Origin of the sequence: Paenibacillus sp. p3-SID867 (assembly GCF_025142895.1) — a bacterium.
Taxonomy (GTDB): Bacteria; Bacillota; Bacilli; order Paenibacillales; family Paenibacillaceae; genus Paenibacillus_AQ.
On sequence record NZ_JAMBDM010000005.1, the window covers coordinates 377,539 to 398,724 of the forward strand.

Genomic DNA, 21,186 nt, shown 5'->3' on the forward strand with positions numbered 1-21,186 from the left:
TTTACATGCTAATTCAAAACACTAATCTTGATCTCATCCCAATTCATCGCCAGTCTTACAATATCGTCCTCAATCAATTCGCTACCTGTTTGTACTTCAATGATTTCAATATCCGTGATCGCGCGTAAACTATGCCTTGCTTCAGCCGAGATGACGATAACATCCCCCTTTGCGATCATTCGAACGTTACCATCTAATACCATTTCGCCATGACCGGAAATGACCGTCCACACCTCACTGCGCAGCAAATGATACTGATAACTTAAATTCTTCCCTTCTAAAACGCATATCCGTTTTGTCAATACTTCGTTACCGTTTGGATACTTGATATAATCAAGTACGCGATATCGTCCCCAGCGGCGCTCTTCATACATAGGCCGTTGTTCTCCGAATTGGAGCACTTCCTTTATTCGCATACTGGCGCTCTTCTCAGAGACCAGAATACCATCGGGACTAGCGGCAACAATCAAATTAGGCGCACCTATGACCGTTATGGGAATATCCAGCTCATTTATGACATGGGTATTGGAGGAATCATCGGTTAAGGTTCCTTTTCCAATCAAAGGGGTATGAATTTCTTCGGTCAACGCATCCCAAGTGCCCAAATCCTTCCACATTCCTTTATAAGGCATAACAACAATGTCCTTCGCTTTCTCAACCACGGCGTAATCAAAGCTTGTTTTTTCGATGCGTCGATATTGATGAAGAAGTTCATCGTATTGAATAGGAAGCGAATGGTCCATTAAATAATGAATGAGAAATTCCAGCCGAAAAGCAAACACGCCACAGTTCCAAAGCGCCTTCTGCTCTAACAGCTGAAGCGCATGTTCTGCGTTAGGCTTCTCTACAAAATGGCTTACCTTGTAGAACTCCGTAACATCCTCTAAAATCGATGCTGATTGAGGTACAATATAACCAAACTTGGAAGATGGATGATCAGGTGAAACCCCCATCAGCCCTAGATCAGCATCTGTTTCCAGCATTAACGCTTCTAATGCCTTCACCTTCTCGAAGAAATGATCCTCAACGAACGGATCTACCGGAAGTACGACGACAACCTCATTAAGACTGATACCTTTAACGGAATACAAATAGCCCGCCGATAAAGCGATTGCCGGAAAAGTATCCCTCCGTTCCGGTTCAACGATAATTTCCACTTCATAACCGAGCTGATTTTGGAGCAGCTCTACCTGCGATTTTCCCGTTGCCACAACCGCGGATTGTTGAAGGTCCATTTGTCCTAACTGACTCCATACTCTCTGAACCATCGACTGGCGTCGTCCCGACTCCCCGTCCAATATTTTCAGAAACTGCTTGGAACGTGTCTCATTGGATAACGGCCATAATCGGTTGCCGCTGCCCCCAGACAATAGAACAATATGCATGATTAATAGCTCCCTTCAACTTCCATAAGCTTAGCGTTAATCTCTCTTGCTCTGATCAGGCCGTCGATGCTGGACTGCAGCCGTTTGACGAATACATCCTCGCTAAATTTCTCAGCATGCTGCCGAATCCATTCCGGATTCCAATCATATTGATCAAAGCGTCTAATTATTTCGGAAAGCGAGTCTATCGACTGTTCATTGAAAAACAGCCCCGTCTTCTCCGCTACAACCGTGTCCAAAGCTCCACCCTCATGGTAAGCAATGATCGGGCGACCGCATGCATTCACTTCAAGCGGTGTAATCCCGAAATCCTCAATCCCCGGAAAAATGAGCGCTTGGCAACGCTGCATATAGCGGACAACCTCTGCATCACTTTTTCTGCCGAGAAAAGTGATGTTATCACCTGCTAACTGCTCAAGCCTCTGTCGATCCGGTCCATCCCCAACCACGAGCAGCCGTCTGCCCAACCGGGTACAGGCCTCTACGGCGAGGTCAATTCTTTTGTAAGATACTAGTCTGGAAACAACCAGGAAATAATCTTCCGGCTTCTCTTCATTGATGCTAAACCGGCTAACTTCTACAGGAGGAAATATAATGGACGCATTTAATCCATACCATTGCCTGATCCTCTGTTTCACGATGGTGGAGTTGGCAATGAGGTAATCCACCTGCTTGGAGTTGTTCTTATCCCATGCCTGAAGGGGGTAGGTAAACCATTTGGCAATTCGCTTCACAAGATTCGGCACTTGCACACTGTCCATATAGGCTTCAAAATTCCACGCAAAGCGCATGGGAGCATGGCAATAACAAACGTGCACACTCTGATTTCCCTTCCTCACGCCTTTAGCATAAGCACTGCTGGAGCTTAGAATAAGATCGTAATCTTTTACGTTCATAGATCGAACCGCGAAAGGATACAGCCAGAAGAAGAGTTTGAATTTGCTCAATATCCCAGGTATGCGCTGCATCCACGTGGTATGAATCACAGCGTCTTTCAATTCGGGAAGCAGTTTATTCTGATCGACGATCGTCGTATAAATTGGAGCATCGGGAAACATCTTGTGGAATACAGCCACAACCCGTTCGGCTCCTCCCATCTGATTGAGGTAATCATGTACGATAGCCACTTTCAAATTCCGCATTATACAATCTCCTTCGCCTGCTGGCGTTCTATAAACTCGACGCCGGGTCTCGCCAAGAGCTCCTTATAAATCTGTTGAACTTTATGAGATGTCTGCTTAATGGAAAACATCTCCCTTGCTCTTTCCTGCCCATTTTGACTAAATAAAGACCATATGACCTGATCATCGAGTACTTGACGGATATAATGACCGAGTTCATCTATGTTTCCGATTTCGTACATGAACCCGCTCATCCCATGTTCAATGATCTCAGGCACACCGCCGCCTCTGGTTCCCACAACAGGAGTACCTTGTGACATGGCTTCAATGATGACTCTGCCGAAAGGTTCATGATCCGAACATAATAAAAGGAGATCCGCAGCACAGCAGATCTCCAATACATCTTCCCGGAACCCGGTAAATATGATTTTGTCTTCAAGACCAAAATCCTTAACCATCTCTTGCAATCTTTCCAGATAACGTTCGTTCTCATGCCTGAACTTGGCTTCCCCGACGATCCATAAAACTGCATCCCGTTCTTCATGAATAAGACTGGCGAATGCTTCTATGGCATCTTCTTGCCTCTTCCAGGGAGCAATTTGACCGATAATGGCCAACACTCGTGCTTCTTGGGAAGTTTGTAATTCCGAACGGATTCGGTTTTTAATCCTTTGTTTCTCTTCTTTATGAAAAATCTTCAGCTCCACACCGTTATGCACAAGGCGACAACGCCCAGCTACGGAAGGATGCTCCATACTCTGTAAGACAGATTCTGAAATACAGATCAGCGCTTTAGCCGTACTCCCTGCAAACCTTTTGATAAGCTTGCCAATATTACCTTGGGGAGGCATGTCTCGAATGTGCCATACAACGGGTAGTCGATGGTACCATCTGAATAGTCCGGCCATGATACCTGCTCTTATGGAATTTGCATGGATGAGATCCACTCGGCTTTTTTTCATGAGAAGAGCAAGCTTCCATCCTGCCCACAGCATCCCTATCATATAGACTATAAGCAGAAATGGATTTCTGGTCATTCTCGCCCGATAGCTTGGCAGAGCAACAACCTCGATCCCTATATGGCGTGCCTTCTGCAGCAGCTCCCCTTCCGGGGCAAATATAATCGGATACGCCTCCGTTAAATATTTTGCGGTCAACAGGAGACTGATTTCCGCCCCGCTTACCGTGCTTGTATGGTTATAAAAGGCGATTTTCATGTTCTGAATACCTTTCTTTTCTCGACTTCTTCGGTAAATACTTCGGTCACCGATTCTGCCACTCGACTCCATGTATACCGATTCAATACATGATCCCTGCACGCTTCCCGCGAAGGAAGGAATGAATCTTTATTCAGAACATCAATGATTTTGTTGCTAATCGATTCAGCAGTACCGTCATTAAACATCAAATCATCCGATATCTGATGCAGGATTTCTTTTGTTCCCCCATAAGGAGTTCCTAGTACCGGCGTGCCACAAGCGAGCGACTCAATAGTTATAAGGCCGAATCCCTCCAAAGTCAGTGTCGGCACCAAACTGATATCCGCAGCCTGATAGTACTCAACAAGCTCCTCATTGGATATTCTGCCAAGCAGTTTCACATTGGGAGAAAGTCCAAGGCGAAGGATCAGCGCTTCATACTCCGCCCGCATCGGCCCGTCTCCGCCAATGAACAATCGGACCTCAGGGAATACTCGGACCACATCCACCATGGCATGAATCAGTCGGTCGATCCCCATCCTGCGAACCAATCTTCTGATACAGAAGAGTAAAGGTTGATAGGAGGAGATGCCTAATTGCAGTCTCAATTCATTACGATCTGGATGCGGCCGGAAGCGATTATGATCCACTGCACCGGGTATGATATGTATTTTCCGCTCATCTACGCCGTAGGTTTCGGTCAATACATCACGGAAATACTCACTAAGTACGATAAAACTGTCGGAACGGCGGTAGGTCAATTGCTCTACTTGCTTTTTGATCCAGAACTTGGTTTCTTTGATGGCGTTCGTTGCCGTCTTCGTCTGTTGTACTTCTGTTTCCAACGCCCAAGGGCCGTGGAAATGTGTTACGATTGGTACATGGGGGGGGATTGCTCTCCTCGTAACCATCGTAGTATAAAAGGCAAAATGAGGATTAAACACATCCGGTTGAAAAGATCTCACCGCTTGGTTCGTATGCTTTTGAATTAATCTCATTCGAGGCAAATAATGCTTTATCTCCACTTCATTTGTAACATTTTTGATATTGAGATCCGTGCTTAATTGTGATCCCTGTGGTGCAACGATAAAGCCGAGTTCAGAATGCCCATGTTCTTTCATGGCACTAGAGTAATCGGCAAAATAACGGTTCAGCCCTCCGTACTGGATATCTATCCAGCCCATTCCAGTCGATAGCACATTCATGATTATCTCTCTTTTCTTCTGTATGATTTAACTAATGAGTACTCCTTCGTAGATCTTTAATGTATCTTTCGCTACTCTCTCTACAGAATAATACTCCAGCCCTGTCATTGCTCTCTTGCGGTATTGGTTTCTCATTCCGGAATCCTGAATCATTGTCATGATGGCTTCTGCCAATTTATCTGGTGATTTGGGTGGCACCAGCATACCTGATTCACCAAAATCAAGAGCTTCTGGAATTCCATCAACATTCGTTGCGACAATGGCGCAGCCTGCTTCCCGGGCTTCGATTAATACTAGGCCGAACGATTCTTTATGCGAAGGCAATACAAAAATATCAGCAGCCCTCATGTAATTTTGCGGATTAGATTTAAATCCCAAGAAGTGGATATTATTTCTCGCAATAGATTGTTTAGCTTTCAATTCAAACTTTGATCTGTCCGGGCCATCTCCTAGAAGATATAGATTTGCCTCAGGATATCCAGAAGAAACGATTTCGAAAGCTTCAAGCAAATCATTTATTCCTTTCCGTTCGTAAAGACCAGCTACAGTTACAATAGATAGCCCTTCGAGTAATACCTCTTCGGCTGCTTCCTTTCGGGAACTTCCGACAGTTCCGTTTAGTACGATGTGCAGTTTCTGCTCCTGAACACCACGGTTTAACATCGCTGTCGCAACCGCCTGGCTTACTGCTATTACCGAATCACCAACCTTCATAATATCCGCACTCTTCTGAAATTCATTGTGAATATGGGTTACAATTTTATAATTCCGAAACCCCCTTGCGACCCGTGATAGCAATGCTCCAGTCATCATATGTGCATGGATAATATCTGGCTTAAATTGTTTGACTACTTTTCGGAAATTAAAAAAGGCCTGCATCATCTGTGCCGGCCTTCTGGTCTGATCCAGTTTATAGTGTTGAATACTATTCTTTTGCAGCAGATCTACATACTTCCCGCCTTCCGATGCAACCGCCACATTATGACCTAATTTAGCCTGCTCACAAGCTAAGTCAATCATGACATTGACGATTCCGTTACCCGACTGTTTGACATGATTGGCTATATGGAGAATATTCAATCGATCACCTCGTTCAGTACTCAATATTATAAATTATTCATATTCCGAATGTATTGACGAGAAATCTGAATAGTATTGAATGCATCCTTCAACCCTCTGAAGCCACTTGCTTTCAATTTACTTAATATTACATGGCAGCTTGCAAACAAAATGAAAGTGTATGCTTTTAGATTAGCTTTCTCTGTTTTCTTGTATCGTTTATAGGTTACATAAATGCGGGAAGCTTCTTTAACAGGCTTGTAATAGTCTCGGTTTTGAATAGATGGGTAATGATTATTCACTGCTTCTTTACAAAGGATTATTTTAAATCCACAACCCGTGGCTCGAGTAGTTAAATCCACTTCATCATACCCGTATATTAATTGTTCGTCGAATCTTATTACATTAAATAATGTTCTTGGAAATATAGTGCTATTTATTACAATAGTCATTAATTCCTCATCTTTGTACGGTTTCTGTTGAAAACCTAAAAATGTTTGCTCTTTGGGATACACATGTTCTCCGTTATTAAATTCAATTCCACTGATAATAAGATTTTGATTATGCATGTCGTGGGATAGCGCACCAGTGATGCTTTCAATAAAATTTTCCCTCATTATTACATCGTCATCCATAAACATTACGTAAGTCCCCGTGGCTTGGTTCAGCGAATTGTTCCGATTAGCGCACAAGCCTTTTCTCGGTCCTTGAACATAGATAACATCTGGAAAATCCACAAGGATATCTTTTGTTCTTGAATCTGTACTATCGTCCGAAACAATTATTTCATGCACTGGGTACGTTGATTTCTGTATTGATTGAATCGCCTTTACAAGTTCCTCCGGCCGGTTGCGAGTACATATACATACGGAAATTTGAATTTTCATTTAACACCTCAAAAATTCTCTGATATTATCCCTTGCTTGCGGTTGCTTTATTTAATCTCTTGTTCCAGAGATTAACCCACGATGCATAAATACCTTTCGCATCTTTCCAAGTTGGTATCATCTCTAACACCGAAATACTATATATACGCCTCCTATACTCATTGTAGAAAACAATACATCTTACAACGCTAGATAAAGTCGTTGCAATTGCTGCTCCTTCCAGCTGCCAACTGCTCAAAAATACAAAAAGAAATACAGCAGTGAAAACCAGAACGATAATCTCTGCTTTTGTATTAATAAATGTCATTCCTGCACCGTTCAAGGCATTCCTATATGTATTCGAAATACTATTAAACATAACACTCGGTAATATAATTAATGCTGGAATAATAGCGGCTGTGAATTCTTGACCATAGACGATCGGGATAGCTAGAGGAAGAAGTAATGCTAATACAAATGAGCATATACCAATTACAAAGGCTGTTTTTCGAATGATCTCAACGACTCGCAAATGAACTTTGTTTTTTTCCTCTGCTGTTAACATAGGCTGTGCTGTTATGCCTATAGTCGAAGTTATAGTATTTAGAGGGCTAACTGAACTTTGTGCGGTTGAATATAAACCAAGTGACGCAGAAGACAAGAATACAGATATAGTCATTTGGCTTGAGTTATTAGATGCTAATCCGGCCACACTGCCCCCATGTGATTTAGCCCCATACTTAAAAGCTTGCCACATGAGTGGCCAGTCTACTTTACCACCGATATACTTCAAATTTATCATCTTAAATACATTTACAAGAAATAAACAACTTGATGTAATGAATGATGTATACAGGGCCGTTTGAGAAGTAAGAATATCTAAAAAAAATAAAACTAACATAACTAATGTTGTGAATCCTGGAATCAACATACGAAGAATATTGGAGTAACCGAACTTCTCTTCACTTGCTAAAGTCGCCATGAGAATATCGGCAAATCCAGCAAAAACAATTCCTATAAAATATATTCTTGCGGCTATTATCACTCCAGTATCGTATCCATCAGTAACTAAAGGAACAATAATTGTCTCCGCAACTGCAATTGCAATTATACAAGTAATTAATGTATAGACCAGGAAAGTTCTAAATATGTCGTTCTTTTGACCATTGTGTTGCTTCATGAAGTACAATACTGCTTGATAAACTCCAAAGCTCAACGCCCAGTAAAGAAGATTTGACCACATTGTTATTGAAATGAATTGTCCTCTGCCTTCAGCACCCATCCCACGAGATAATATGACACCCGACAACAAATTAACACACATTATAACCAGTTGACTCGAAAAGGTTTGCATAAAATTCCGAGTCCATTTATCTCTCCTAGATAACACTTTTCCCATCCTGAAAGCTCCTAGTCAAGGCCTTTTTATTGTTTTTATATTTTGAAATTTCATAAAGCTTTATCTCTCTGAGAAACTCATAAAACATCCAAAAGAAGGACACACTAATACCTGCTATACCCTTGGTTATCAAGCCGCGAATAAATAATACATATACTAACTTCGCTGGCGGTCTAAAAAATAATCTAAATATATTAAATCGTTTATTATTAATGTAATCCTTCTCCGCTTCTAAATCTGTATATTTATTAAAGCGTTGAACATGATCATTGATGCTTCTAAAACCATGATGCCATAGGATCCCTTCTAAGGCAGTCACCTCATTTGCCTCTACATCTGGACCTTCATGAACCAATACATCTTTAATTCTAACTTCACTTTTTTTGTAAAGCCTTACTAAATACTCGCCGTTCCCCATCCATTTTCCTAGGAAATCGCCTATTCGATATACAGAATAAGCTTTGGCATCACCTTCATTAGTACTCTTCCATTTTAATAATGAAGTTTGCAGCCCTTCATCAATTTCTTCATCTGAATCTATAAAGAATATCCAATTATTCTCAGCCACATTAGCTCCAAAATTACGCTGCTTTGCATAACCGGGCCATGGATTACAGAATACTTTACATCCCAGATCCTTTGCGATTGTTATCGTGTTATCAGTACTGCCTCCGTCAATTACTACTATTTCATCAGCAATTTTAATTGAAGAATTTATTGCATTTCTTATTTTATCTTCTTCATTTTGAGTAATAATTACGACAGAGATTTTAATTGTTGATATTGACATTCTCTGAAATCACACCTCGCTTATTGAGCATATTGGAGTTTTTCCAAGTTCTCCAGCCATTCCTCCGTCCTTTTATACTGGAGTTAAATTTTATAATAGCAAGCTTTTTCTCCTTCGAATAGAATCGAACAAGTTGAGCCACACCCCATGAGGATCTTGTACCAATTAATACAGCCCATACTAAAAAAAACACCCTTACGTTTTTTGAAAGGTGCTCTAGCAAAACAAGCGTTTCGTTATGAACGGCATTACAGTTCGCATCATAATTAAAACTTTGATTCCTCTTGTCTTCATCATGGCGTTCCGCTAAATAATGATTCAATGCTACATTTGGATCATAAATCAATTTCCAACCCGCTCTTTTTACTTCTAAACAGAAAGCCATATCGTTATGAACTTGTGCACCCTTGCCCATAAGCCTTTCGTCAAATCTGATGTTCTTTATTGCACTTGCTCGAAAGCTCATGTTGACACCCTTTAATAAATCAACTTCTCTAAATGTTCCGTGACCGAGATGATGGTTCCCAATAACTCTTCCAAACCATTGAATCTTGCCCACTATGTCCCTTTTTCCAGTTTCTAATACAAAGTTATTGTGAAGCCAATCCTTTCCACCTACTCCACCTACTCGGGCATCTCGAATAAAATGTTCCTCAACATTTTTCAACCAATCTGGCCATGGAGCGCCATCATCATCCGTTATTGAAATAATATCGCCGGTCGCTTGTTCAATACCTTGATTTAAAGCATGCACTTGCCCTGGTATATTAACAATAATGGTGTTATAGACACCATAAATATATTCGAAGTTTTCCAGAAATAGTTGTGTTTCTCTATCGATATCTCTAACCACCACAATGATTTCATCTGCTTTTCTAATCTGATCATTTAGAGATCTTAAACAACGTTTAAGATCTTCAACCCTTCTATAGGTTGGAATAATTACACTTATTCTCAATTAACGAGTCCTCCTTAACTCAGTTTTCCTGTCAGCTTGGTGGTTGAAATAAATGTAAGTCCTATAATAAGCCAAAGTAAAACTCCTGCAATACCTGGAATAATGTTGCTGCCTGTTAATAGAAACAAGATTGCTACAATAATTGCAAAAGACAATGAAGAAAATTCTTTTTCAATTCGACTTAACTTAAAAAAGTAAACCGCCAAATAAAACAAGGTCACTATCAATGCTAAGCCTAAGGGTAGGCCGAATGTATAAAATATGTTTAAAAAACCATTATCAAAGGAAGTAACCGCATCAGAATTGTTGCTAATTTTTGATGAAATCCCAGTACTTCCTAATCCCCTCCCAATTGGGTTTTCCTTAATACTAGAAAGGACGTTGCTTGCGAAGCTAATTCGTTCATTAAAGGAATGATCGTCTTCTAATGAACTTAATGTTGAGACACGTGAAGTTATACTCGAAGCTCCAGGTAATAACGGGAGTAAAAATTGGTAAGCCAAGCCAATGACTGCAAGAACAGCGATTAACATCATTTTATTTTTCAATTGCGATCGAAATAAATAGGCTAAAATGATAACGATATATGCAATCCAACCACTACGAACCAGAGTAAGGAGTAATGCAAAGCCAACTAGCATCGTTCCTATTAAACCAAACGCTCTCCATCTAGAATTTACTGTCATTATAGCTAACGTAATCCCAAGAAATACCCCTGTTGGTCCAGGAGAGTTTATTGTTGAAAACAATCGAAAGTTTTGTGGCTCGGGTGCCCCTATAGATTTCATTCCTGCGTTTAGCATCCAAAATTGATCCCACTCAGGAAGAATGAGGTATTGATATATTCCGTATACCGATACAAATACTCCTATAAAAGATAGGCTTCGTAACCATCTATAGCGCACATCAATATTTAAATTACAAACACTTATATAAATGAAAGTAAGAAAAGGAACAGCATAGTTTAGTAATTCAAACAAGGATGACATGCCGTATCTTGGGAATCCGATGATAAACCCATAGACCAGTGTTACCCCCATAATAATAGCTATAACTTTAACTCTTTTATTTATCGATCTAATATTTTTTATAATTGGAATTAAAAGAGTTAAACTGACACAATGGGGAAGAATCGAAATAATTGAAACTTCACTATAAGTGCTAAACAACCAATCGATAATCCGCCTAACCTCTGGACTCAGCGCCCAAACCAAAACTATAAAAGGCAATAACTGATTCTGTCTATAGATACTAAGATAAAGCGAAATTAAAATCATAAAGAGCAGAATTGTGAACTGCAGCAGATTCATATGTAATGAACTAACTGAACATAAAACCCCAATTATTAATCCTAAAATTATTGCTCCTGAGAGTGTTAAGGAAATTGGGATAATATTTCTAAAACTGGAGTTCATGGTATTTATTCTGTTTACCTTCTCCACTTTACGTTTTCTCCCCTTTTATCATGCAAGTATGATTTAGTATGCTGAATTCGGGAGTATCATTATTTTCACTGTTTTAAGCATGACCTTTATATCAAGCCATAAACTTCTATGCTCAATATACTCCAAATCTAATTTCAACATTTCGTCGAAGTTTAAGTTATTACGGCCACTTACCTGCCACAATCCAGTGCAACCAGGTGTAACCTGCAGCCGTAGCTTATCATAGTTACTGTATTCCGCAACTTCTCTTGGTAAAGGCGGTCTTGGTCCTACAAGCGACATCTCTCCGCGAATAACATTCCATAGCTGGGGCAATTCATCAAAACTCGTCTTTCGAATAAATTTACCAATCCTTGTGATCCGAGGATCATCTCTCATCTTAAACATTGCTCCTCTGATCTCATTTTGATCAAGCAGGTTCTCTAGAAGTTCTTCGGCATTTGAAACCATAGAGCGAAACTTATACATCCGGAATGGTTTTTCGTTCTTACCGATGCGTGTCTGATAAAAAAAAATAGACCCTTTCGGGTCTTCCAGCTTAATTAGAATAGCTACAATTAGAAAGAAAGGGGCTAACACAAGAAGACCAACGAGTGCGCAGATGATATCAATTGTTCGTTTAATCATGAGATACACCAATTTAGATTTTTCATCAGGAGCAAACTTAGTATAAATAGTATTTTTATCAAGAACAGCTTCTACGTCATTTCGTTGCGGTGTGAGAGACACTTAACCTTCACCTCATTAGCTATTAATTTTACCCAGATGCTCTCTTTCTAGAATGGTTTCCAACCCTTGTAGAAGAGGCATTCGAAGTTCCTTATTCTGCAATGCGAAATCAAGTGTAGTCATTATAAATCCCAGTTTCTCGCCTACATCATAACGAATTCCTTCGAATTCATATGCATATACACCATGGTTCTCATTCAGTTTCTGTATAGCATCCGTCAGTTGAATCTCACCACCAGCACCTTCCTCCTGGTGTTCCAAATATGTAAATATCTCCGGAGTCAAAATGTATCTTCCCATAATGGCTAATCTAGATGGAGCATTACCTACAGGTGGTTTCTCCTTAAGATATTCAACTTCATACATTCGTCCGGATTTATTCATGGGGGCTATTATGCCATAACGAGATGTTTGGTCATAAGGGACAACTTGAACACCAATTATTGATTTTTGTAATTGTTTGAATTGATCCGCCAGTTGCCCGATGCAAGGTGTCTGGGATTGCACAATATCATCCCCAAGAAGAACAGCGAATGGTTCGTTTCCAATAAAGTTTCGGGCACACCATACTGCATGGCCTAGTCCCTTCGCTTCCTTCTGGCGTATATAGTGAATATCTACATTAGAAGATCGCCGAACTTCGTCAAGTAAATCAAACTTTCCTTTGCTAAACAAATTGTTTTCCAACTCAAATGCATGATCAAAATGATCTTCAATTGAGCGCTTGCCTTTCCCAGTAACAATAATAATATCCTCAATGCCTGATGCCACCGCTTCTTCAACAATGTATTGAATAGTTGGCTTATCCACAATTGGAAGCATCTCTTTTGGCATCGCTTTAGTTGCGGGTAAAAAACGAGTCCCCAGACCCGCTGCAGGGATAATTGCCTTTTTTACTTTTTTCATCCTTCTCTCACTACCCATCCGTTTTTTTCTTAGTACTGCTTTGTGATGATAGAAAACCCAGCTATGTGCTATTTCACCCGAAAAAATACATAGCTCGATTTCCCAAATAAGGGCATTCAACCCACCCTCACATCACACCCTCGACAATAATGTCTAAGGTCATAAGACCCACAGCGTGACCGAGTGTCTACAGTGAAAAAGGTGCAGTAGACATTACCTTTATACCCTCGCTTTAATTCTGCAGCTTGAAATCTGATAACCCATCTATCATTGGTTAAGGATCATCTAGCTTCCTTATTAAGCACAACACCCAGCATTTGAGCATTCACATGATCCAACTGTTCTTTAGCTTTCTTTAGATGATCTTTCTTCACCTTACCTGAAGCAACCACCATAATTACGCCATCACACAAAGCGCTAACAATAACACTGTCTGTTACAGCAAGCACCGATGGTGTATCGATGAGAATAACATCATATTGTTCCTTTAAATCCTTCAGTAATTCCTTCATCACTGAAGAATCTATAAGGTCAGAAGGATTGGAATGTATTGGCCCGGAAGTCAACAGTGAAAGATGGCTAATAATCGTTTCCTGAATCGTATCTTGCATATTAGTGAGTCCGGTCAACAATGTACTTAAGCCTTGGTGATTAGGCATGGAGAAAACACGGTGAAGCGAAGGTTTACGCAGATCCGCATCAATTAGAATCACCTTTTTACCTTCTTGTGCGTAAGTGATTGCTAGATTGCTGATCGTTGTAGTTTTGCCTTCTCCTGCTTGAGAAGATGTGACCACAATCGCCTTCGATTCCTGATCCTTTAACGAGAAATGAATCTTAGTGCGAAGCAGCCGATACACTTCTGATATAGGCGATTTAGGATTCGTGTATGCTATAAGGCTGCTATCATTGATTGATCGTCGCATATGGACTCTCACCGACTTTCGTTTTTACTTTAGACTTCATTCTTGCCGATTTCTTCAGGTCACTTTTCGAGATCGTACCCACAACGGCCAGTACCGGAACATCCAACGTTTCAGAAACTTGATCTTCTGTTTTTAAAGTGTCATCTAAATAATCGAGGATAAATACAAGTCCGGTAGCCAGCATGAGCGAAACAACGAAACTTATTAACAAGTTCATAATGGGGTTTACATTAATTGGTACAGGGGATGCTGTCATGTCCGCCTCACTCAAGATCGTGATGTTGTCAACATTCATAATGTGAGGGATTTGCTCCTTGAACACTGTGGAAACCGCATTTACAATTTCGGCAGCTCTGGCATAGGATGTATCCTCATAGATCAGATTCATAACTTGTGAATTGTTAGCTGATGTGACAGATATCTTCGCTGACAATTGCCACGCATTCAAACCCAGATCAGGATATTCCTCTACTACCTTATTCATAATGGCAGAAGACTTTATGATCTCCTTATATGAGTTAATTAGAAAGATACTTGTCTGGATCGTGCTTGCATTGAGACTAGCCCCTCCATCCCCCGAAGACTGGTTTACTATAAGCTTTGCATTTGCTGCGTATATCGGCGTTGTGAAGTAGAAGCTTTTCACTCCAGTCGCTACAATCGAAATAATTACTATTGTCGCTATCAACCACCATTTCTTCTGAACAATTCTAAAAATTTGTTTAAGTTCCATTTCGCTTTGTAACCTCCTGCATAAAATCTGGGATAGTATTGAAGTGTATATTTAGATTCAAATATGTGCATGATCTAAGATCAGTGCTACGATTTGTGTAGTTCATATTCCATAATCTACGATACAATTTGTATCATGTCAAGGATTTTGTGACGTTTTGTATCCCAAAAATAATGGCGCATTTGCTAAAAACGCTTACATTTCTGTTCTAGTCTTAAAGTACCGCACCAGCAAAAAATCGGAATCATTGATATTGAAGTATCAATGATTCCGATTTTTTACTGGTAACTATAAATATTGATCGATCAGATTACTGGTGTAATATTCAAATTGCCATTGAGAATAGATATTTGATATCTACTGCCTGTAGCTGGATCGGTTAATATTATTCCATTTCCTGATCCACCGATTTCTAAAGTACTTGTCATAAAACTATGGGAATATGGTGAATAGGAGCCAATGTGATCCCATGTGACCATCACTCCTGTAATGTAGGTATCACCTACTCTTGGTATAAACCCTATATTGAATTCATGCAACAGACCCGTTTTACTTGCTAACTCTCTCCCCCGAATATGTTTCCAGCCTTTCGTTGTCCACGTTATCGCATCATTAAAAATATACTCTGCATTCTGCGCTATAATATTTCCCATCGATTTAAATATCGATGAACTTTCATATTCCGTTTCCAGAATGAAATATTGCATCGCCAAGTTTCTATTTGCATCCCCTTGATATGGTAAATTCTGTGCATTAAATTTTATTCTAATACTTGGTGAATTGATCCCATCCGGAGACACCTTTAGTATAACTGGATTACTTCCAATAACCTGCTTCATCTCATTTGTGATGGGTATTGGGACTTGACTTGCAGTCACGAGACTTAATCCTCCCCCATTCAGTATCGACCAATTCGATAGCACCTCTGGATTTCTTAATAAGTTCGGTGATGAAACCGGCATAAGTGTTCTATGTTCTCTTTCCTGCATGCGAGCCTGTAAATCCATGGATTTGTATAACGGTGAGACTTTCCTGCGAATAACCGTATCTGCAATCGTTAATCCAGACAAATCTGGCTCTTTATCACCGGTTAAAGTCTCTATAAACGCAGTTCCGACCGCGCCCACAGCATTTGATTTCCTCAATCTACCTAAACTATCATTAAATGATGTAGTACCTGTAATGGTTCCAAACCATACCGCAAACTGCTGTTTCTCATCTGGTCTTTTCAAATCATCTGGAAGTGGGTACTCCCAATTAGAGGAATTTGAAGAATAATTAGGTGCCGACCAGGTAAAACCGAAACCGAACATCCTCAAGTTAGATGTGGTTGATTTGGTCAATAATTTAATTGCTGCTTCTCCACATTGTTCGAACGGTGCATTTGTGTATATACCGCCTAACCCCATAACTGAAGATGCTTTGTTATAATCATCAAGTCCACTATCAATGCACTGATAAATTGCGTAAGGTGAAAATCCAAGATGTGTTCTATGAATAGTAGCATCAAAGCCCCCACGATGGCCTGCTGTTAATGTAGTGCCCAGCATAATCCCGCAAAACGCTCCAGATATACCACCACCTTGGTAAAAGTAATCAACAGAATTTATACGACAATAAACACCAATTAATCCGTTCCAAGAACAATCATATGAGGATACATGCCCATGGGTACTGTTAAGCAACTGCCCTACCTTTACACCGGATGTTGTAATATTCCTGAATATTGGTGTTGCGGAACCCGCCACTTCGATTGCTACAGTCCCCTTAGAAAACATATCATATAAGCTTTCTTCAAATAGTTGCTTGTTAACCCAAGTGGAGAGTCTTCTAGAACTATATTGGACGATTCCGTAAACTCCAAAATCTTCGAACACAGCTTTTACCCCAGCGTTTCGGATTCTAATACAAGGGAGCAAATCTGTTGTAGTGTCGAGGGGATCCCAAATGATCCTAGTGCCCATTTGTCCACTATCCACATAAGAGCCAATTCCATAAATCCCGCGGCTATTGTTCTCGATCGTTTGTCTGATTCGATAAGCACCTGCAGGGACAAACAGCTTGTAACGCATATCGCACATTGCCATCGCTGCCTGGAATGCCATTGTGTCATCAGTCTTACCATCACCAACGGCTCCGAACCATTTGACATTAATTCCGCGGCTCTTCATTTCCTCATCTAACAATTCGAAGTTGAAACTTAGGTCTTCCAGTAGCAACTTATCGTTTGGAGACCATTTATTCATCTTCATGTAATTCGTATGTTCGTTGGTCATTTTGATCTCCTCCATGCCTGTTTTCATTCAAACGCCATTTATTTTAACTTGAAATATGTCTACAGCTGCTATAATATACAATCTTGGTTAGATACATTATGTATCAATAACCATTCTGGTTCCTAAATTTTAAATTAATATACCTATATAAATGAAGCGCTATCCAAAAGGAGCTTTTCTATGCGTATCGTTCTTACGATTATCTGGGCTCTTGCCCTATTCATCTTCACTTGCTCCGTTAACTTCAATCTGCTGATCCAATATCATATTATTGATTTCCAGCTCAATCCAAATCCCGATTGGTCGGAATTGCTAAAACTTGACTTCCAATGGGCTAGTAACGACTGGATTTTGCGGAAAATAGGTCATTTCATCGGTTTCTTTATTCTTGCCTTGCTCGCTTCAAATTTCGGGAAATATAAATCGGCTTTTTATTTGTGTATCATCTACGCCGCTTTAACGGAGATCCTCCAGCTCTTCTTCTTCCGGGGTGGCCGGATCTATGATGTGATTAACGACTCCCTCGGTGTTCTCCTAGCTTATTTTTGCTGTCTCATCCTGTTCCGTAAAAGCTCCAGGCATAAACGAAACGCTAATCTTGTTATTTCAACCAATTCAAATCATCCAAAACAAGAAGAAAAAAAACATTGATACGTTTTGTATCGTATTATATAATAACAACGATACAATAGGTATCGAGTAGTGATTGTTCTGGTCCAATTGGAGGAAATTCAAATGAGTGCTATCGCCGGTATTTATCGTTTTAATGGGGAAGTGGTCCAGTCGGAGCATGGCGGACTTATCATGGAGGCTTTGAGGCAATATCCGGCCAACCAAAGTAGGTTATGGAACATGAATCACATCATGTTAGGTTGTCATGCACAGTGGATTACGGAGCAATCCGTCCATGAACGTTTACCTTCCTACGATTTGAACCGGGGGCTTGCCATAACGGCTGACGCCATTATCGACAATCGCGATGAATTAATGGATCAATTGCAAGTACCGCATCACTCACGACAGCATATGACAGACAGTGAAGTTCTGCTCCTTGCCTATGAGAAATGGTCCGAACGAATGCCGGAACGGTTAGTCGGGGACTTTGCTTTCATCATTTGGGACGAGAGAAAGCAGCTCCTTTTCGGAGCTAGAGACTTTTCCGGCACAAGAACGCTCTATTACCATCATAATGAGCAGCAGATCTGCTTCTGTACGGCCATCAATCCATTATTTTCATTACCTTTCGTACATAAAGAGATCAACGAAACATGGCTGGCTGAGTTTCTGGCAATCAGTGGCGTTTTTGAACCGCCGGACGTATCCACTACGATTTACAAAAACATCCTTCAACTGCCGCCATCTCATAAAATCATCATTAAGAATGATAACGTATCGGTTAGCCGATACCATAGCCTCTCGGATGTCATTCCTTTGCAATTGGCTTCATCAGAAGAGTATGAGGAGGCTTTCCGGGAAGTATTCAACAAAGCCGTAACCGCACGGCTTCGGCGAACGAAACGGAATGTCGGAGCTCATCTTAGCGGAGGATTGGATTCAGGTTCGGTGGTTAGTTTTGCGGCCAGAGCGTTAGAGCATGAAAACCGTTCGCTACATACCTTCAGTTACGTGCCAGAAACCGGATTTGTGGATTGGACGCCGAAGCACAGACTTGCAGACGAGAGACCTCTCATTAAGCAAACGGTGCAATTCGTGGGGAACATTAACGACCATTATTTGGATTTCTCCGGAAGAAGTGCTTTCACGGAAATCGATGATTGGCTTGACATCCTGGAGTCTCCATATAAGTTTTTTGATAATTCGTTTTGGCTTCGAGGCATTTACGAACATGCTGAACAACGAGATATCGGTATTCTGCTCAATGGCGCCCGAGGAAATTACAGCATCTCTTGGGGTCCTGCGGTCGAACATTACACCAAACTCATGAAAAACCTTAATTGGCTTCAATTGAGTCAGGAAATCAAACGATACAGCAGGAACGTTGGAGTGAGTCGCAGACGGTTATATTCCATTGTCAGCCGTAAAGCCATTCCGTTACTGAAACGGTTCGGTTCCCCAATCGCTTCCTACGATTTCCCACAATTAATTAATTCCGACTACGCTAAACGAGTGGGTATTTATGAAAAGCTCAATGACCCTGCATTTACTGGAATCGGTTCTACTGACGATTTACCTGATGACCCGTTAGAAGCGAGAAGAGTGCATTACGAAAGAGTCAACATGTGGAGCGCAACCGGCACAAGTAATTGTAAACTCTCTCTTCGCTACTCCCTGTGGAGCCATGATCCCTCCAATGATCTAAGGGTCATTCGTTTCTGCCTATCAACACCAATGGAACAATTCGTTCAGAAAGGGATGGACCGTGCGTTAATCCGCCGTTCCACAAAAGGCTGGCTCCCTGATTCCATCCGTCTTAATCATCGAACGAGAGGAATCCAAGCGGCAGATTCAATCCATCGAATGCTAAATGACTGGCCTTTGTTTTTAAACGAACTGGATCATGTATACCGAGATTCCCGAATGCAGCAGATCATCAACATGCCTGTCATACACGAGGCCTTAGCGGAAGCCCACCAGGGAATTAGCCCGAATCAAGCCTATAATTCCTCGATCAAACTCCTAATGCGCAGCCTCATTCTGTACCGATTTCTTCAAAAAAACTTTTGAAAGGAGGTGAATCTATATGAAAAAGGAATGGAGCGTACCTGCTTTGGAGGTTCTTGACATCAAAATGACCATGGCTGGTCCTGGTAGTGCAATTCCGGATGGAGTGCAACCCGATCCGGACGAAATGGTTCACACCAGCTAACATATAAAGTCATCATTTTTTCTGATAAAAAGAGCCCCTATACGCCTGATCGGGTATAAGGGCTATCTTTTTGTATTCGCATATTAATCATTGGAGTGAGGACCATGCTTCAAACGTTTAAGCCAACCGCATATAAGGCCTTCGGGTTTTCCATTCATAGTGACATTCCCCTGCCTGAGTTACAGCCCGTCGTCCTCCCGGACGATTATGCCGATATTGTCGTCCGTTATGCTGATCTGACTGAAAGATGGCTTGGAAGATCTGATACATCGAATAAAACATGGGTATGTACTGAAGATATGGTCATGTTCAGAGTACCTGAACTCGCTGTTTTTGCAATAGAGAACGGGTCGACCATCTCTGTCTCTCCAGAGAAGGGGGCAGCGGAGGATAAAATCCGGCTGTACGTGCTGGGATCTTGTATGGGTGCCCTTCTATTGCAGCGTAGAATACTCCCCCTGCACGGCAGTGCGGTAGTCATTGACCATAAAGCCTATGCCTTCATCGGCCATTCTGGACACGGGAAGTCGACGCTGGCCTCTGCCTTTCTGCAGAAAGGATACCAATTATTAACGGATGACATTATCGCTGTGACGCTGGACCAACAAAATATTCCTTACGCAACGCCAGCTTATCCTCAACAAAAGCTTTGGCAGGAAAGCCTTGAAGTCTTCGGTATGGATTCCAGGCAATTTCGACCTTTGTTCGAGCGTGAAACCAAGTACGCCGTCCCCGTCACATCCCAATTCTCCAATAATCCCCTGCCGCTGGCTGGCATTTTTGAGCTCGTGAAGACGGATTGCAGTCAACTACATATACGTGAGATTGATAAATTAGAGAAGCTGCCGCTGCTGCATCGTCATACCTATCGAAACCAACTTTTATCCGGCAGCGGATTAACGAAGTGGCATTTTGACATCACAGCGCGTATGTCCGGGAGTATGGCTATGTACCAGATTCAGCGTCCATTAAACGAACATACCGTGCACGAGCTAACGGCCATGGTTGTAGATGCCATAAGTGAATAAACACATGAACTTCATGAGTCTTTTCTTGAATCATATCCTTCAGCCCTCAGACACCCTCGATACCATATGTCCCCTCTATTAAGAATCCCCAAACCTGTCGTTTGGGGATCATTTCACTATTCCACAGCTCATCAACAAGTCAAAGCCTCGTGTGGAGGTGTATGTATCATGCACGATTTAGTCGTCCAGCGGCATGCACTCAATAGCTGTGAAAAATACGTCCAGCAGCTCTTTGTCAAACGTTTGTTTTACATATTCCGTAATTCGCGCTAGCTCTTCCTCGCCGTTATATTCCAGTCATGCACGCTCTTCACACCATAAAACAGGTTCATCT

The 21,186-nt window shown here is 41.2% G+C and carries 19 protein-coding genes; 4 read left to right on the forward strand and 15 right to left on the reverse strand.

The window, feature by feature from the left end; all coding sequences use genetic code 11:
* Window positions 1-8: 8 nt before the first annotated feature.
* From M4D81_RS13350 to M4D81_RS34950, 15 genes are all read right to left on the reverse strand, one after another.
* The gene (locus M4D81_RS13350) at window positions 9-1,385 is read right to left on the reverse strand and encodes a sugar phosphate nucleotidyltransferase (RefSeq protein WP_071219240.1); all 1,377 of its coding nucleotides are present in this window, start codon (window positions 1,383-1,385) and stop codon (window positions 9-11) included.
* A 2-nt stretch (window positions 1,386-1,387) separates the two neighbouring features.
* Window positions 1,388-2,527, reverse strand: a complete 1,140-nt coding sequence (locus M4D81_RS13355; protein ID WP_260066851.1) for a glycosyltransferase — start codon at window positions 2,525-2,527, stop codon at window positions 1,388-1,390.
* Window positions 2,527-3,723 carry a glycosyltransferase family 4 protein gene (locus M4D81_RS13360; RefSeq protein WP_260066852.1) on the reverse strand — a complete coding sequence of 399 codons (1,197 nt, stop codon included), beginning with the start codon at window positions 3,721-3,723 and terminating at the stop codon, window positions 2,527-2,529. Before M4D81_RS13360 ends, M4D81_RS13355 begins: the two co-directional genes overlap by 1 nt.
* On the reverse strand, window positions 3,720-4,910 hold the full coding sequence (locus tag M4D81_RS13365; protein ID WP_260066853.1) for a glycosyltransferase family 4 protein: 1,191 nt from the start codon (window positions 4,908-4,910) through the stop codon (window positions 3,720-3,722). Before M4D81_RS13365 ends, M4D81_RS13360 begins: the two co-directional genes overlap by 4 nt.
* A gap of 27 nt (window positions 4,911-4,937) precedes the next feature.
* Window positions 4,938-5,990 (reverse strand): glycosyltransferase, encoded by a 1,053-nt coding sequence (locus M4D81_RS13370; RefSeq protein WP_260066854.1) that lies wholly within the window; start codon window positions 5,988-5,990, stop codon window positions 4,938-4,940.
* Window positions 5,991-6,016: 26 nt separating this feature from the next.
* Window positions 6,017-6,856, reverse strand: coding sequence for a glycosyltransferase family 2 protein (locus M4D81_RS13375; RefSeq protein WP_260066855.1), 840 nt, complete (start codon window positions 6,854-6,856; stop codon window positions 6,017-6,019).
* Window positions 6,857-6,881: 25 nt separating this feature from the next.
* The gene (locus tag M4D81_RS13380) at window positions 6,882-8,234 is read right to left on the reverse strand and encodes a lipopolysaccharide biosynthesis protein (RefSeq protein ID WP_260066856.1); all 1,353 of its coding nucleotides are present in this window, start codon (window positions 8,232-8,234) and stop codon (window positions 6,882-6,884) included.
* Window positions 8,215-9,024 (reverse strand): glycosyltransferase family 2 protein, encoded by an 810-nt coding sequence (locus M4D81_RS13385; RefSeq protein WP_260066857.1) that lies wholly within the window; start codon window positions 9,022-9,024, stop codon window positions 8,215-8,217. The genes M4D81_RS13380 and M4D81_RS13385 overlap by 20 nt, the downstream gene beginning before the upstream one ends.
* Entirely contained in the window at window positions 9,005-9,982 is a 978-nt protein-coding gene (locus M4D81_RS13390; protein WP_260066858.1) for a glycosyltransferase family 2 protein, read from the reverse strand. Before M4D81_RS13390 ends, M4D81_RS13385 begins: the two co-directional genes overlap by 20 nt.
* A gap of 14 nt (window positions 9,983-9,996) precedes the next feature.
* Window positions 9,997-11,424: an O-antigen ligase family protein gene (locus tag M4D81_RS13395; RefSeq protein ID WP_260066859.1), complete on the reverse strand. Its 1,428-nt coding sequence runs from the start codon at window positions 11,422-11,424 to the stop codon at window positions 9,997-9,999.
* 36 nt (window positions 11,425-11,460) lie between these two features.
* Complete coding sequence (locus tag M4D81_RS13400) at window positions 11,461-12,156, reverse strand: sugar transferase (protein WP_397376686.1); 696 nt, start codon at window positions 12,154-12,156, stop codon at window positions 11,461-11,463.
* 15 nt (window positions 12,157-12,171) lie between these two features.
* Window positions 12,172-13,062: a UTP--glucose-1-phosphate uridylyltransferase GalU gene (gene galU, locus M4D81_RS13405; protein WP_260066860.1), complete on the reverse strand. Its 891-nt coding sequence runs from the start codon at window positions 13,060-13,062 to the stop codon at window positions 12,172-12,174.
* A gap of 281 nt (window positions 13,063-13,343) precedes the next feature.
* Window positions 13,344-13,988, reverse strand: coding sequence for a CpsD/CapB family tyrosine-protein kinase (locus M4D81_RS13410; protein WP_216535009.1), 645 nt, complete (start codon window positions 13,986-13,988; stop codon window positions 13,344-13,346).
* Window positions 13,969-14,721, reverse strand: a complete 753-nt coding sequence (locus M4D81_RS13415; protein ID WP_216535010.1) for a YveK family protein — start codon at window positions 14,719-14,721, stop codon at window positions 13,969-13,971. Before M4D81_RS13415 ends, M4D81_RS13410 begins: the two co-directional genes overlap by 20 nt.
* Before the next feature lie 305 nt (window positions 14,722-15,026).
* Window positions 15,027-16,997, reverse strand: coding sequence for a glycosyl hydrolase family 28-related protein (locus M4D81_RS34950; RefSeq protein WP_260066861.1), 1,971 nt, complete (start codon window positions 16,995-16,997; stop codon window positions 15,027-15,029).
* A 180-nt stretch (window positions 16,998-17,177) separates the two neighbouring features.
* On the opposite strand from M4D81_RS34950, the gene M4D81_RS13425 reads away from it, so the two are divergent.
* From M4D81_RS13425 to M4D81_RS13440, 4 genes are all read left to right on the forward strand, one after another.
* Window positions 17,178-17,648, forward strand: coding sequence for a VanZ family protein (locus tag M4D81_RS13425; RefSeq protein WP_260066862.1), 471 nt, complete (start codon window positions 17,178-17,180; stop codon window positions 17,646-17,648).
* 84 nt (window positions 17,649-17,732) lie between these two features.
* Window positions 17,733-19,682, forward strand: coding sequence for an asparagine synthase-related protein (locus M4D81_RS13430; protein ID WP_260066863.1), 1,950 nt, complete (start codon window positions 17,733-17,735; stop codon window positions 19,680-19,682).
* A gap of 16 nt (window positions 19,683-19,698) precedes the next feature.
* Window positions 19,699-19,824: a paeninodin family lasso peptide gene (locus tag M4D81_RS13435; RefSeq protein WP_106426994.1), complete on the forward strand. Its 126-nt coding sequence runs from the start codon at window positions 19,699-19,701 to the stop codon at window positions 19,822-19,824.
* A gap of 104 nt (window positions 19,825-19,928) precedes the next feature.
* Complete coding sequence (locus tag M4D81_RS13440) at window positions 19,929-20,852, forward strand: aldolase (protein WP_260066864.1); 924 nt, start codon at window positions 19,929-19,931, stop codon at window positions 20,850-20,852.
* Window positions 20,853-21,186 lie beyond the last annotated feature (334 nt).